This is a genomic window from Agrobacterium burrii (genome assembly GCF_017313405.1).
Classification (GTDB): domain Bacteria; phylum Pseudomonadota; class Alphaproteobacteria; order Rhizobiales; family Rhizobiaceae; genus Agrobacterium; species Agrobacterium burrii.
Genome location: NZ_JAFLNA010000012.1, coordinates 154,922 through 169,563, shown reverse-complemented (window position 1 = coordinate 169,563; position 14,642 = coordinate 154,922). Strand labels below are relative to the sequence as shown.

Sequence of the window (14,642 nt, the reverse complement as noted above, 5' to 3'; positions counted from 1 at the left end):
CGCTCCTGCTGGAAGCCGCTGCCGCGATTAGCCCGCAACGCAGAAATGACGCTGGCCGTCATAATCCGTGTAGGTGCCGGTGCGGGTGTTGAAGCTGCGGTAACGCTGCGAGCAATAGTCGTACCAGGCGTTGGTCCACGGCTCGATGGTGCGATAGGTAGCGCGCTGACCATAGACCGGGCGGCTGTCATAAACCGGCTGCGGGCGATAGACCGGTGCCGGACGATAGACGGGAGCGGGACGGTAGACGGGAGCCGGGCGGTATTCCTGGTAATCCGGCTCGTCATAGACATAGCTCGGCTCATAACGGCGCGGCGGGTCGATATAGACGCGCTCATCATCCACCGGTGCCGGGCGGGAAAGGGCGGAGCCGACGGCAACACCGGCGGCAAGGCCGAGTACGCCACCCAGAATGGCGGCGTCACGGCGGTCACGGCGGCCCCAGTCGTCGGCAGACGCCGTGTTGAAAGGAACGATGGTCGCGGCGGCAACGGCAACGGCCAGAACGGTTTTAGCTGCAAAGGACGACATGGTCTTTTTCCATCCAGAACGGCAGGGGCGCTGCCAGTTGCAAATTCGATGGTTAAAGAAATATAGCGCTGCTGCTGAACGGGCGCTGAATGAATTGTGGCGTGTTGACGGCCGAAATTCGAGCGGGGCCAGCGCGTTTTCGCAAGCCGCGCCGCCGGGTGGCGGCGCGGCTTGCGTTGATCATGCGGCGTAACGGCTGATCGCCAGATCGTGCGTGTCGATCTGCGGCTTGGTCCCGCTGATGAGATCGGCAAGCACGCGGGCGGAACCGCAGGACATGGTCCAGCCGAGCGTGCCGTGGCCGGTGTTGAGGTAAAGATTGCTGTAGCGGGTAGCGCCGATGACTGGCGTGCCGTCAGGCGTCATCGGGCGCAGGCCGCACCAGAATTTCGCCTGGCTCTGGTCCCCCGCGCCACCGAACAGGTCTTCCACCGAATGGGTCAACGTCCCCTGCCGTGCGGCCGGCAGATCCTTGCTGAAACCGGCGATCTCCGCCATACCGCCGACGCGGATACGCGAGCCCAGCCGGGTGATCGCCACCTTGTAGGCCTCGTCCATCACGGTGGAGACGGGCGCGCGCTCCTCATTCACCACCGGAACGGTGATGGAGTAACCCTTGACCGGGTAAACCGGCAGATTAAGTCCGAGCTGGCGCACGAATTGTGGAGAGTAGCTGCCAAGTGCAGCCACGAAAATATCGGCCTCCACCTGCCCTTTGGTGGTTTCCACGGCCTTGATGCGACCGGCCTCGACGATGGGACGCATGATGCCGGTATCGTAAATGAAGGTAACGCCGGCTTCTTCCGCCATGCGGGCAAGCTCGGTGGTGAACATGAAGCAGTCGCCGGTCTCGTCGCCGGGCAGACGCAGGCCGCCGACGATTTTTTCTTTGGCCGGTGCGAGACCGGGTTCGATGGCAGCGCAGCCGTCGCGGTCGAGAATTTCGAAGGGTACACCGCCCGCCGTCAGCACGTCGACATCCTTGCCGATGCCATCGAACTGCTTCTGGGTGCGGAAGACCTCCAGTGTGCCCTGCATGCGCTGGTCATATTGAATGCCGGTCTCGTCGCGCAGCGCCATCAGGCAATCGCGGCTATATTCGGCAACGCGCACCATGCGGCTTTTGTTGATGGCATAACGCGCCGAGGTGCAGTTGCGCAGCATCTGGCTCATCCAGCGCCAGGCCGCCGGATCGGCCGTCGGGCGGATGATCAGCGGCGCATGTTTCATGAACAGCCATTTCATCGCCTTCACTGGAATGCCGGGTGCTGCCCATGGCGAGGAGTAACCGGGGGAGACCTCACCGGCATTGGCGAAGCTGGTTTCGAGCGCTGCAGCCGGCTGGCGGTCGATCACCGTCACCTTGTGTCCGGCTTTGGCCAGATACCAGGCGGAGGTCACGCCGACAACGCCGGCTCCGAGGATAGTGACGTTCATGATCGTCTCACTTGTGATTGACTGATGTTGAAGCGGTTGCCGGGGTTTCTCCCGGCTGAATATAGCTGCGGCGGTAACGGCGTCCGAGGCCGGTCAGGATTTCATAGGCGATCGTGCCCGCATCCTCGGCGATGTCTTCCAAAGTCTGGTCAGGCCCGATCATCTGAACGAGGCTACCCTGGGTTAATGTTCCCTCGGGCAGGGCCGATATGTCTAGAATGATGCTGTCCATCGAAACACGCCCGGCAATTGGCAGACGAATTCCATTGTACCACGCCGCCCCGCGATTGCTGAGCGAGCGTGGCAGGCCATCGGCATAACCGGCGGCGATTGTCGCAAGACGTGTGGGGCCTGCGGCTTCGAAAGAGCCGCCATAACCGACCAGCGAGCCTGTTGGCACGGTGCGGGTCTGGATGACGGCGAGATCGAGACGCACGACCGGTTTCATCGGGTTGGGCCGGGCAACGGACGGCGCGCCGCCATAAAGCGCGATGCCGGGGCGCAGCAGGTGATTGTGGTAGTCATTGCCGAGAAAGATGCCGCCGGAATTGGAAAAGCAGACGGGCGCATCGGGGAAAGCGTTGGCGGCCTTTCGCATCACTGCAAGCTGCGCGGCATTGGAGAGGTGTTCCGGCTCGTCGGCGCAGGCGAGGTGGCTCATCACGAAGGCGATGTCGAGACCTTCGAGCAATTGCGGCCGAGAGGCGATGATTTCAAGCTCTGCCGGGGAAAGGCCAAGGCGGCACATGCCGCTATCGATCTGCACCGCCGCCGGTAGCGTCTTGCCCAGATGGGGCGCATGGGCCGACCACTGCGCGATCTGCTCCAGCGAGTTCAGAACCGGGGTGATGGCCATGGCGGCGCAGGAGATCTCGTTACCGGGCTGAAGGCCGTTCAGCACGAAAATCCGCGCCTGTGCCGACAGACGAAGCCGAAGCGCCAGCGCCTCATCGATATGGGCGACGAAGAAGTTGCGACAGCCTGCGTCGAACAGGGTTTGCGAGACGATATCCGCGCCGAGGCCATAAGCGTCTGCCTTGACGACCGCTGCCGTCTGCGAGGCCGGGGCCATGGCCGCAAGCGTCAGGTAATTATCGCGTAACGCGCCGAGATCGATGCTCAGATGGCCGCTTGCACCACCGGCTGCCTGCTGGCGGCTGATCTGCATGTCCATGGTCGTTCACCCTCATTTTTATCCCATGAGAGTATTGCAACGATTATCGAATTTCTTGGCGATTGTTCGAAGAAAATGCAATAGAATTGAAAATGACGCAATTTTCTTTGTCTGATTGGAATTTTCTATGTCGTCACTCGATGCGACCGACCGCCACATCATCCGCCTGCTTCGGCTCAATGCCCGTATCAGCAATGCAAAACTGGCAGCGGAAGTCGGGCTTTCGGCTTCGGCCTGCCTGCGCCGGGTCGATATTCTCGAACGGGAAGGCATTATCCGCGGATATACGGCGCTGACCAGCGGCCTTGCGGGCGGGGAAGTGATCTCGGTCATCGTGCAGATCACGCTCGACCGTCAGACGGAGGATTTTCTCAACCGTTTCGAAAATGCCGTGCGGCGGTATCCGGAAATCCGCGAATGTTACCTGATGACGGGCGGATCGGATTATTTCCTGCGCTGCGAGGCGGAAAGTGCGGGGGATTTCGAGCGGATTCATAAGGAGATTCTGTCGAAGCTGCCGGGGGTTTCGCGGATTCATTCGAGTTTTGCGATCAGGAATGTGTTGGCGACGCCGAAGGCGAAGTAGCGTCGAGGTTGGGGCTTACCCCCCTCTGTCCTGCCGGACATCTCCCCCACAAGGGGGGAGATCGGTAAGACGCTTTACCGCCACTTCAATCTCAAACGTTGAGATGGGCGAGACCTCGCCTCGGGTCGATCTCCCTCCTTGTGGGGGAGATGTCCGGCAGGACAGAGGGGGGTAGACCCCACGCCCGACGCATCGATGTCACCCCCACCACCGATAAAAATGATGCACCGGCCCCCGCCCATTCCCAACGGCAAGCCCGCGCCCAGCCTCAAGCGCCCCGTTCAGATACTCCTTCGAAAGCCCAACCGCCTCCCGCAGCTCACACCCCTTGGCAAGATGAGCCGTAATCGCCGCCGCCAATGTACAGCCGGTGCCGTGGTCGTTCTTAGTGTCCACCCGCGGTGCGGCAAGCGCCAACATGGTGCCATCAGCAAACAGATAATCCGTGCTCTCAGGCCCATCGCCATGCCCACCCTTGATGAGCACGGCTTTCGCGCCGGCCTTGAGGATCGCCTGGGCCTGACGGGTGATTTCCTTGTCGTTGGTGGCGATCGGCGTGCCGGTCAGCAGCGCCGCCTCGGGCAGGTTCGGCGTGACGATGGCGGCGAGTGGCAAAAGCTCCCGCCGCAAGGTCTCGATGGCGTCCTCATGCAGCAGCCGGTCGCCTGATGTCGCCACCATGACCGGGTCGAGTACCACCGGTTGCGGCTGCTGCCGAAGCCGTTCCGCGATGGCGGCGATGGTTTCGATGCGCGAGACCATGCCGATCTTCACCGCATTGACGGCAAGATCGGAAAAAACCGCATCCATCTGTGCGACGATGGTGGCCACGGAAATATCCTCAACCGCGGTGACACCTCTGGTGTTCTGGGCGGTGATGGCGGTGATGACGCTGGCGGCATAGGCGCCGAGTGCCGAAAAGGTCTTGATGTCGGCCTGAATACCCGCGCCGCCGCCGCTGTCGGAGCCGGCAATGGTCAATGCAATTGATGTCATGGTTGTCTCGCTTTCAGCGCCGCGTCAATTGCAGAGCGGAAGCCCTTGGTTGCGCTGGCAATATCGCCTGCCCGGAAGATGGCGGAAATGACTGCGACGCCATCCGCACCGGCCTCGATGACAGAAGACACGCGGGCAAGGTCGATACCGGCGATGGCGCCGACAGGCATATCCGGCCGCCATTCGCGCAGCAGGGCGCGAAGCGTCGCAAAACCATCGATACCGACCGGCTTGTCCGGATTGACCTTGGAAACCGTTTCGAACACGCCGCCAATGCAGGCGTAATCGGCAGGCATGGAGGCCGCCCTTTCGGCATCGGCGCGGTTCTTGACGGTGAGACCGATGATCGCCTTTTCGCCGAGAATGCGCCTGGCGGTCTTCGCATCCATATCATCGGCACCGAGATGCACCCCATCAGCGCCGGAGGCGAGCGCCACATCCACACGGTCGTTGATAACAAGCGGCACGCCGGTGCCGGCGATGGCCTCGTGAATGGCGCGGGCGTTGTCGATCATTTCGCGCGTCGAGCCGTGCTTGTCGCGATATTGCAGAATGGTCGCACCGTTGAGTGCGGCCGCCAAAGCAAGCTCGGGTAAGGGTGCGACATCGGCAAGACTGGCATCGACCAATGCGTTGAGGCGGTAATCAACCTTGTTCATGCTCTATCTCCGCGTGATTGATGATGTCTTCGGCCGAGATTTCGGAAAGCGCATCCAGAAACACCGGTTCGAAGGTGCCGGGGCCTTTGGCCTGTTTCGCAGCCAATTCGGCGGAAACGCCTGTGACGGCGAGGGCTGCGGCTGCCGCCGTCAGGGCATCTTTCTCCACGGCCATGAAAGCGGCGATGACGCCACCCGAGAGACAACCGGTACCGGTCACCTTCGCCATCCATGGATGACCGTTGACGATCCTGACGCCACGGGTCGTGTCGCGGAGATGATCGACCGGTCCGGTTTCGATCCGCACCGCATCAGGCACATCGCCGATCAGGCTCATCTCGGCGCGGTTACCGCGCACGATGGTCGGGGAGAGGGCGATGAGTTCGCGAGCAAATTCCAGCCGGGATGGCGAGTAGTCGCAATGTACGGGATCGACGATCCACGGCTTGCCGGATGCATTGGCGATCTCGATTGCCAGCCGGATGACCTTGCGCCGCTCGGCATCCAGCGTGCCAAGATTGACGGTCAATGCATCCGCCTTGGTGACAAAGCTCTCGATTTCTTCCAGAGAAGTGGTCATTGAGGGAATGCCGCCGATGACGGTGATGCCGTCGGCGGTGAATTTCTGCACCACGGTGTTCATCAGGCAATGCACGCGCGGGCGCGTCTTGCGCACCCGCTCCAGAATGTCGGCGGCTTTCGCCGCTGTCGGAAAAGTGCCGGTCATGGCTGCTGCAGCTCCACGGCGATATCGTCTGCCTTCGGTGCCTGCTTGATCAGCTGCATCTCCTGCATGAACGCACCGAAACGATCATAGCGGGTGCGATCAAGTGCGGCGGGACGCTTGGCGAAGCGCGGCAAAGTGTCGAAGAAGGCCTGCTTGTTCAGCGCGTCGTCAAGGTTCGGATAGGCCTTGATGAAAAGCTGCCAGGAGTCCTGCGGGTGATTGGTGATGAAGATCGCGGCCTGTTCCACGGCGGAGAGGAAACGCGGCAGGCGGCTGTCTTTTACGAGATCGCGATGGGTGACGAAGATCAGCTCGTCATAGGCCGGCACGCCATGTTCTTCCGGGAAGAAGGAGCGGCCCTCATGACCTTCGAGCTTCATCTGCGTCAGTTCGAAATTGCGGAAACCGCCGAGCGTCGCATCCACCTTGCCGGCGATCAGCGACGGCGAGAGCGAGAAATTGACGTTGATGAGTTCGACATCATCCTTCGTCAGGCCGTCCTTTTCCAGCATGCGCTTCAGCATCGCATCTTCAAAACCGGAAACGGAAAAGCCGACCTTCTTGCCCTTCAGGTCTTTCAGGCTTTTGATCGGCCCATCGGCAAGAACGGTGACGGTGTTCAGCGGGGTTTCGACCAGCGTGCCGAAACGCACGAGCGGCAGGCCGGCATCGTGATCGAGATAAAGGTTCGGCTGGTAATGCACGCCGATATCGGCCTGTTTTGCCGAAACGAGACGAGGCACGGCGGAAGGGTCGGCCGGCGGCACCAGTTCCACGTCCAGCCCGGCATCGGCAAACAGACCGCGTTCCCTGGCGATCACCATCGGCGCATGATCGGGGTTCACGAACCATTCGAGCAATACGGTAAGCTTGTCGGCTGCCTGTGATTGCATGGGGGCAAATGCGCCTGCTGCCGCGACGACGAGGGAAAGAAGCGTTCGTTTCATGGTGCCGAAAGTCTCCGTAAATATCTGAGAGGAATGGTATGTTCTGTTTCCTTGGCCCAGGGGGCCAGATTGGCGGTCGCCCGGTCGACGATGAGCCGCAGCAGCACCGCCATGACGGCAAGAATGGCCATGGCGGCAAACATCGTGTCGGTCTGCATGCGGGCATTGGACTGGATCATGACGAAACCGAGCCCGGCCGAAGCACCCACCCATTCGCCGATGACGGCGCCAAGCGGGGCGAGCGGGGCGGCGACCCTCAGCCCGGAAATGAGCGATGGCAGCGCCAGCGGCACGCGCAGCCGGGTGAGGATCTGCCAGTGGCTCGCCTCCGTCAGCGAGGCGGCGTCGAGAATGGCGCGATCCGTGCGGTTAAGGCCATCAGTGAAGGAGGAGGCGACGGGGAAGAAGATGATGATCGCCGTCATCACCACTTTCGAGGCCATGCCGAAACCGAACCAGAGCACGAGAATGGGGGCTAGCACGAAGACCGGGAAGGCCTGCAGCACCAGAACCATGGGCCAGACGAGGCGGCCAAGACGCGGGATGGCGGCGATGGTGAAGGCGACGAGAATGCCAGCCGTAACACCGGCCGCTAGGCCGAGCGCCATTTCGCCAAACGTTACCATGGCCTGCCCGAACAGGAAGCCGGGCTGACGCCAGAAGGCGGCGGCGACATCGGCGGGCGACGGCAGGATATAGCGCGGCGGCGCAAACAGCCATGTGCCTGCCTGCCACAGAAGCAGCAGGAGACCGATACCGTTCAATGCATGGGTGGCACGCATGAGCCGGACCTCAGACGCAAACGCACCATGTGCGAAGGACAGAAGGTTTCAGCATCATCATTCAGTCTCCAGATGTGACAATCACGGAGATCATGGCCAAGCGGAGAAGAGAAAGGGCAGCGCCTGAAGGGTGCGACAGTTTCCGTTCCTACGCCGGCATGACCCGGATCAGGTTCAAGGGTCCGGCTCATCGCCATCTCAGCACCGTGCGGTGCTCCCCTCGGAATGCGTCGGAAACTGTCGCTTTTTTAGCTGGCTGTCAACGGCTCAGATGCTGCGAAGCTGTTCAAACAGGGCGATATGGCTGCTATCGGCACGATAGAAAACCGCGGGCTGGCCGAGCGGCGCTTCGATGGTGACTTCGCGTCCGCCGGGATGGCGCGCGCCGCTCCACAGATGCACCCATTCGCCATTGCCCGGAAGATAGAGTGTGCGCTGCGTTTCGCCCGCTTTCCAGACCGGCGCAACCAGCATGTCGGCTCCATAGAGATAGCTGTCCTGAATGGCGTAGGTCTGCCGGTCGTCCTCATAATGCAGGAAAAGCGGACGTTGCACCGGCAGGCCAGTCTCAGCCGCCTCTGCGGAAAGCGATTTCAGATAGGGGGCGAGCGCGACATAGATCGCCGTCATGCGGGCGAAATGGGCAAGAACCGTGTCGTCCTGATCGATCTGGAGATTGTCGCGCGGGCGATTGCCCTCATGGGTGCGCATCACAGGCGTGAAGGCGGCCATTTCCGTCCAGCGCATGATGAGTTCCGCCGTCCTGACATTGCCGAACAGGCTGGTGTAACCGCCGATATCGGAATGGTGGTAGGCGTTACCCATGAGGCCGGAGGACAGCGCGCCGCAGATGACGGTGACGAGGCCGTCATGGCGGGAGAAATCCACCGACTGGTCACCGCCCCAGATCAGCGGGCAATGGGCCTGCACGCCGGTGAAGCCTGCGCGCATGAAGAACAGCGCCTCGCCGGTTTTGCCCCGGCTTTCGACGGCTTTCGCGTTAACCTCGGCCCAGAGGGTGGGCCAGGCATTGTGCATCAGCTTGGCGTCGACGCCGTTGGAAAGGTTGATATCGATCGGCAGATATTCGCCAAAATCGGCCATCCAGCCGGAAAGGCCGAAATCGAGCATGTTTTTGCCGATGATCTGTTCGGCAAACCAGTCGGCCGCGGCCGGATTGGTGAAATCCACCACGCCGCAGTCGAATTCACCGAAATCCACCAGCGCCGTCTTGCCGTCCGCATCCGTGGCGAAATAACCGGCTTCTTCGGCGACCGGGAACAGCGGGCCGTCAACGCAGAGATAGGGGTTCACATAGCCCAGGAAACGAATGTCGTGATCGGCAAGTTCGGCGATCTTCTGGCGCAGATGCGGGTAGCGGGTGTCATTGGCCTGCCAGTCCCAGAAGAGGCGCGCGCCGAAAGATGTCTGGCGCAGGCCCACCCAGTCCTCGCACCAGAGGCCGGAAACCTTCGTTCCGGCAGCACGGATTTTCTCCAGCCGGGCAAAGGAGCTGACGCCGTCCTTTAGCCCGATGATCGCGCCATTATAGATCCACTCCGGCAGTTCCGGCTGGCGTCCGAACCGCAGCGAGAGGGCGGAGACGATATCGGTGAAGGCATCGCCCGCGAAGAACTCGATCTTTTCCGGGATAGCCCATATTTCGATTTCGTGGAAATCGCCGTTGCGGAAATCGAAGACCGAATAGGCGCTGGTTTCCACATGCAGCGCGTATTTGCGCGACGAGAGGTAGGTCGGCTGCGGGTAGTTTGTGTTGTAATAATCGCCGCCCGCCTTGCCGCTGACATCGGCCTTGAAGGTAAGCTCCGAGGTCTTGTCGCGACCGACGCCGGGTTCGGAAGTCCAAAGCGGAAAACGCCGTCCGCGCATGTCAAAATAGGACATCTGCTCGCCGCCGCCCCAGACGTGCTCATCCGTTTCCGCGACGACGCGCAGCCACAGACGATTGATGGTTTCATCCAGCGCAGCCAGCCTGATAGCGTTGCCGTCCAGCGTCAGGCGAAGGCGCGGCGCCTGTCCGGGTGCGGAGGAAAGCGTAACGCTGTCGCCATTCAACTCGGCATGGCGCAGGGCAGTTCGCTCGATCACATAGTCCTCGATGTCGAAATTGCCGCGATACATATCCATCCGCTCGCGGCCAGAACCCGCGAAGAAGGCGGGATTGTCAGGCGAATGGGCAAGGATGGTACGGCCGCCGATTGCGAGCGTGAAGCCGTCTTTGGTCTTTTCGAATTGCATGACTGTACCTGTTTAACCCTTGAGACCGCCGGCGGTGAGGCCGGAGACAACCCGTTCCTGAAAGATGACGATCAGGATCGCGACCGGCACGATGCCAACCACCAGCGCCGCCGAAATGACCGGCCAGGGGAAAGCGAATTCACCCTGATAAAGCTGGATGCCGACGGGCAGGGTGCGAAGGGCCGGATTGGAATTGAAGGAAAGCGCCAGCAGGAACTCATCCCAGGCATTGACGAAGGCGAGAATGCCGGCGGTAAAAACGCCCGGTGCGCAGAGCGGCACCACCACCTTGAACAGCGCCCCGATGCGGGTGCAGCCATCGATCATGGCGGCATTTTCGAGATCGCGCGGGATACTTTCGAAGAAGGAGACCAGCATCAGGGTGCAGACCGGCAGCGACAGCACGGTGTAGGGCAGGATCAGCGCTGTCCAGCTGTTGAGCAGGTTGAGCGCCCGCATGATTTCGAACAGCGGCACCAGCAGCGTCACCAGCGGAAAGGTGGAAACGGCGATGATGAGTGAGAGGATCAGCGCCCGGTATTTGAGGTTGAGCCGCGCCAGCGCATAAGCCGCCAGCACCGAAATCAGAATGGTGAGCGCGGTCGAAAGCAGCGCCACCATGAAGCTGTTGAACAGGAACAGGTGCAGCGGCTGGTCGGAAAAGGCCTGCATGTAGTTGGCCAGCGTCGGCGTATGCGGAAACCAGGTGATCGGCTTGACCGTCAGTTCCGCTTCGGTTTTCAGCGAGGTGAACAAAATCCAGATCGCCGGAAACAGACCGTTGACCAGAAGGATGGAGGCCGCAATGAAGCGCAGCGGCTTGCCGGAAAAGAACGAGGACAGACCGGAATTTGCAACGGTGCTCATGGGATCAGTCCTTCGTCCTGATGATGCGGAGATAAACGGCGGTAACGCACATGGAGAGCGCAAACATCATGACCGCTAAGGCCGAGCCGTAACCGAGATCGAGGAAGGAAACGGTGTTCTGGTGGATATACATGGCAAGTGTCGTGGTGGATGTGCCGGGGCCGCCGCCGGTCATCATGTAAGGAATATCAAAGGTCTGCAGCGCCGTGATCGTGCGGAAGATGAGGGCGACGACAATCGAGGGCTTCAGAAGCGGCAGGGTGATTTCGAAGAACTGTCGGATTTTACCGGCACCATCCACATCCGCCGCCTCATAAAGCGAGCGCGGAATGGTCTGCAGGCCGGCAAGGATCATCAGCGCCATGAAGGAGGAGGTCTTCCAGATGATCGTCAGGCAGATGGCCGCAAAGGCCCAGTTGGGAGAATTGAACCAGATGATGCCTTCGAAACCCAGACGGTTGAGCACATCATTGACCACGCCATATTCATAATGGAAGAACCACGCGAAGATCAGGCCGGCAAAGGACAGCGGCAGCGCCCAGGGAATGAGCAGCGACAGGCGCATCGGCCATTGCATGGAAAAGGGCAGGTTGGCGAGGAGCGCGAGGCCAAGGCCCATAAACAGGGCGCCGGGCACGGTAATCAGCGTTATCAGAACCGTGTTCCAGGTCGTTTCCCAGAAGATCGGATCGTCGAACATCGCCGTATAGTTTTCAAAGCCGATGAATTCCGCCGGCAGGCCCGATGTCAGCGACAGGCTGAAGAAACTGGTATAGACGAGCCGCGCCACCGGATAGACGATGATGAGCGACAGAAGAATGGCGGCAGGCGCCAGCAGAAGCACGGCAAGCGAACGGTCGCCGAGATCGAGCCACCGCGTCCAGCGCGGCAGCTTCTGTTCGTCCACCCGAACCATGGTTCTTTCCGGCATTGTCACACCTGCCACTCCCGCAACTGGATTCACGTCATCGTCTCCCGATCGGACCGGTTCATATCCGGCCCGTTTATCGCGCCGCCCGGGCGCGTTTATTCCTGTCCGTCGAAGCAGCCGGAAAGGGCATGGCAGTCATGCCGCTTTCCGGCCTTGAAGCTTAGCGCAGAACGCGCCGCAGACGGCTTTCCATCTGCTTTGCGCCGTCCTCCGGCGTCATGACGCCGGCAAGCACGCCGTTGACGGTGGTGCGGATCGTCTCGCTGACCTCGTTGTAACGCGGCGTCACGGGACGGGCCTTGGCGGTTTCAACCACGGGCAGCGCATCGGCGAACCACGGGATTGCCTTGGTCACGTCGGCATCCTTGTAAAGCGCGGCATAGGTCGGCAGCAGCGTGGCGTTGATGGCCATGAACTTCGACACATCCTGACCGGAGAGATATTCCACCAGCTTCTTGGCTTCATCCTGCTGCTTGGAATAGGCGGAAACGCCGAATTCCCAGCCACCGAGGCAGGTCGTCTGCTCGCCGCCCTTGACGGCCGGCAGGCGGGCGACGCCGACCTTGTCGTTCACCTGCGATTCCTTGCCCTGAAAATGGGTCCAGGCGTAGGACCAGTTGACGGCGAAGAGAACCTTGCCGGCCTGGAATTCCTTGCGGGTGTCGTCGGTCGCCACTTCGGAGATGTTCTTCTTGGAAATGCCTTCATCGACAAAGCTCTTCCAGAGCTTCAGCGAATCCACGGCCGCCTGATTGTCGAAGTTCAGCTTGCCATTTTCGACCAGCGACTTGCCTTCGCTCCAATAGGGCAAGAGGAAGGTGCAGACCGCGCCTTCGATCGCCTTGCCCTGGAAGGACAGGCCCTGAAGATCAGGGTTCTTTTCACCCTCCATCACCTTCCTGGACGCTTCCTTCAGCTCGTCCCAGGTGGTCGGCGGCTGAATGCCGTATTTGTCCAGCAGGTCCTTGCGGTAATAAAGGAACATGGAATCGGCGAAGGCGGGCAGCGCCACGACCTTGCCGTTCACGGTGTTCGCTTCGGCATAGGTGGGCAGATAGCCCGACAAATCCTTGCCGGAGAAATCGCTGGTCCAGCCGGCGGTGGCGAATTGCGCCGGACGGATGACATCGAGCATCAGCACGTCGAGGCTGGAATCCTTGGCCGACATCACGGTGTTGAGATATTGCGCCTGCATTTCCGAGGTGTTGCCGCCGGTCTCGATGACGACTTTCACGCCCGGCGTCTTCGCCTCATATTGATCGAGCGCCTTGCGCCAGACATCCGGCTGATGCTGGCTGGAAACGAAGATTTTCAGTTCGGCATCGGCAAAGGCCTGTCCCGAAAAGGTGAGCATGGTTGCGCAGAGCGCTGCCCCGGTTATGGCTTTGAATTTCATGTGTTCCTCCCGTTATTAAACCCGTTGGCCGCAGCGTTTCCACGCCCGGCAATCAGTGGATAGAGCGCTCCGTCGCGGCGTCGAAAAGATGGACTTTGGACGGATCGAGCCCGATTCTCAGCTCCTCGTTCGGCGCCGGGCGAAGCTGCGGCGGCATTCTGGCGGTCAGCGCCGCATCGCCGAGGCTGAAATGCACCAGCGTATCGGAACCCAGCGGTTCCACCACCTGCACCTTGACCGCAAGCTGGCTGTCGAAGCCCTCGGCCGGGCCGAAATGTTCCGGGCGAATGCCGACAATGACTTCGCGCCCTTCGAGGCCCGTTTCGCGGGCTGGCCGGATGGTCGCCATCGGCAGGGAATTGCCGTCGGAAAATGTCAGCCGGTCGCCGTTTACCCTGGCGCGGGCGAAATTCATGGCGGGAGCACCGACAAAACCGCCGACAAAGACGCTTTCCGGACGGTTATAGACCTCGTCCGGCGTGCCGACCTGCTCGATATCGCCGCCACGCAGAATGACGATGCGGTCGGCCAGCGTCATGGCCTCCACCTGGTCATGGGTGACATAGATGATTGTCGTGCCGAGCTGCTGGTGCAGGCGCTTGATTTCCGTGCGCACCTGTCCGCGGAGTTTAGCGTCGAGGTTGGACAGCGGCTCGTCGAACAGAAACACCTGTGGACGGCGCACGATGGCGCGGCCCATGGCCACACGCTGGCGCTGGCCGCCGGAAAGCTGGCCGGGCCGGCGGTCGAGCAGATGCTCGATGCCGAGCATCTTTGCCGCCTCATCGATGCTGGCATTGGCCTGCGACGCGCTCACGCCGCGTACTTTGAGGCTGAAACCCATGTTTTCACGCACGGTCTTGTGCGGATAAAGCGCATAGTCCTGAAACACCATGGCGATGTCGCGTTCGCGCGGCGGCAGCCGGTTGACGACGCGGTCGCCGATCATGACCTCACCGCCGGTAATGCTTTCCAGACCCGCGACCATGCGCAGCGTCGTGGATTTGCCGCAGCCGGAAGGGCCGACGAAAACCACGAATTCGCCATCGTTGATTTCAAGGTCGATGCCCTTGACGATGCGCAGGGCACCGTAACTCTTATCCAGCTTGCGCAGGCTGACTGAAGCCATATTTTCCTCCTCACAACCGGCGCGTCCAAAATCCCGATGGACGCAAAAGCCGGTATCAACCTTCAAGTTCCACGTATCGCTCTGTCGAAAATCTGTCCCGATTATCCGGCGATAACGTGGGATGGCGAAACGCCTGTCTCCCTAATTCCGTGATATTACCTTTCACAAAAAGGAAATCAATAGTGTATCAATTTTATTTCTGACAGAAATCAAAAACTATT

14 protein-coding genes and 1 riboswitch are annotated in these 14,642 nt (G+C 60.8%); of the genes, 1 reads left to right on the top strand and 13 read right to left on the bottom strand.

Annotated features, from left to right (window positions below):
- Window positions 1-27: 27 nt before the first annotated feature.
- The 3 genes from JZX89_RS21205 to alr all read right to left on the bottom strand — a co-directional run bounded on the left by JZX89_RS21205 (window position 28) and on the right by alr (window position 3,142).
- Window positions 28-531, bottom strand: a complete 504-nt coding sequence (locus JZX89_RS21205; RefSeq protein ID WP_052819027.1) for a BA14K family protein — start codon at window positions 529-531, stop codon at window positions 28-30.
- A 180-nt stretch (window positions 532-711) separates the two neighbouring features.
- The gene (locus JZX89_RS21200) at window positions 712-1,986 is read right to left on the bottom strand and encodes a D-amino acid dehydrogenase (RefSeq protein WP_369809589.1); all 1,275 of its coding nucleotides are present in this window, start codon (window positions 1,984-1,986) and stop codon (window positions 712-714) included.
- Entirely contained in the window at window positions 1,976-3,142 is a 1,167-nt protein-coding gene (alr, locus tag JZX89_RS21195; protein WP_207135286.1) for an alanine racemase, read from the bottom strand. The genes JZX89_RS21200 and alr overlap by 11 nt, the downstream gene beginning before the upstream one ends.
- A gap of 127 nt (window positions 3,143-3,269) precedes the next feature.
- Between alr and JZX89_RS21190 the strand changes: the two genes are divergently transcribed.
- Window positions 3,270-3,728 (top strand): Lrp/AsnC family transcriptional regulator, encoded by a 459-nt coding sequence (locus tag JZX89_RS21190; protein ID WP_046800773.1) that lies wholly within the window; start codon window positions 3,270-3,272, stop codon window positions 3,726-3,728.
- Between the two features lie 198 nt (window positions 3,729-3,926).
- On the opposite strand, the gene thiD is transcribed toward JZX89_RS21190, so the two are convergent.
- The 10 genes from thiD to JZX89_RS21140 form a co-directional block, all read right to left on the bottom strand.
- Window positions 3,927-4,724, bottom strand: coding sequence for a bifunctional hydroxymethylpyrimidine kinase/phosphomethylpyrimidine kinase (gene thiD, locus JZX89_RS21185; protein ID WP_174374787.1), 798 nt, complete (start codon window positions 4,722-4,724; stop codon window positions 3,927-3,929).
- A complete protein-coding gene (thiE, locus tag JZX89_RS21180) occupies window positions 4,721-5,383 on the bottom strand; it encodes a thiamine phosphate synthase (protein ID WP_207135285.1) in 663 nt (220 codons plus the stop codon). The genes thiD and thiE overlap by 4 nt, the downstream gene beginning before the upstream one ends.
- Window positions 5,370-6,110 carry a hydroxyethylthiazole kinase gene (locus tag JZX89_RS21175; protein WP_207135284.1) on the bottom strand — a complete coding sequence of 247 codons (741 nt, stop codon included), beginning with the start codon at window positions 6,108-6,110 and terminating at the stop codon, window positions 5,370-5,372. The genes thiE and JZX89_RS21175 overlap by 14 nt, the downstream gene beginning before the upstream one ends.
- The gene (locus JZX89_RS21170; RefSeq protein WP_207135283.1) at window positions 6,107-7,057 is read right to left on the bottom strand and encodes an ABC transporter substrate-binding protein; all 951 of its coding nucleotides are present in this window, start codon (window positions 7,055-7,057) and stop codon (window positions 6,107-6,109) included. Before JZX89_RS21170 ends, JZX89_RS21175 begins: the two co-directional genes overlap by 4 nt.
- Window positions 7,054-7,839, bottom strand: a complete 786-nt coding sequence (locus tag JZX89_RS21165) for an ABC transporter permease (protein WP_207135282.1) — start codon at window positions 7,837-7,839, stop codon at window positions 7,054-7,056. Before JZX89_RS21165 ends, JZX89_RS21170 begins: the two co-directional genes overlap by 4 nt.
- Window positions 7,840-7,967: 128 nt before the next feature.
- Window positions 7,968-8,070, bottom strand: a riboswitch (TPP riboswitch).
- Between the two features lie 36 nt (window positions 8,071-8,106).
- Window positions 8,107-10,098: an alpha-glucosidase gene (locus JZX89_RS21160; RefSeq protein WP_207135281.1), complete on the bottom strand. Its 1,992-nt coding sequence runs from the start codon at window positions 10,096-10,098 to the stop codon at window positions 8,107-8,109.
- Window positions 10,099-10,110: 12 nt separating this feature from the next.
- Window positions 10,111-10,965, bottom strand: coding sequence for a carbohydrate ABC transporter permease (locus JZX89_RS21155; RefSeq protein ID WP_149899151.1), 855 nt, complete (start codon window positions 10,963-10,965; stop codon window positions 10,111-10,113).
- A gap of 4 nt (window positions 10,966-10,969) precedes the next feature.
- The gene (locus JZX89_RS21150; RefSeq protein WP_174374876.1) at window positions 10,970-11,881 is read right to left on the bottom strand and encodes a carbohydrate ABC transporter permease; all 912 of its coding nucleotides are present in this window, start codon (window positions 11,879-11,881) and stop codon (window positions 10,970-10,972) included.
- Between the two features lie 175 nt (window positions 11,882-12,056).
- Window positions 12,057-13,292 (bottom strand): ABC transporter substrate-binding protein, encoded by a 1,236-nt coding sequence (locus JZX89_RS21145; RefSeq protein ID WP_149899150.1) that lies wholly within the window; start codon window positions 13,290-13,292, stop codon window positions 12,057-12,059.
- Between the two features lie 52 nt (window positions 13,293-13,344).
- Window positions 13,345-14,421: an ABC transporter ATP-binding protein gene (locus JZX89_RS21140; protein ID WP_149899149.1), complete on the bottom strand. Its 1,077-nt coding sequence runs from the start codon at window positions 14,419-14,421 to the stop codon at window positions 13,345-13,347.
- Window positions 14,422-14,642 lie beyond the last annotated feature (221 nt).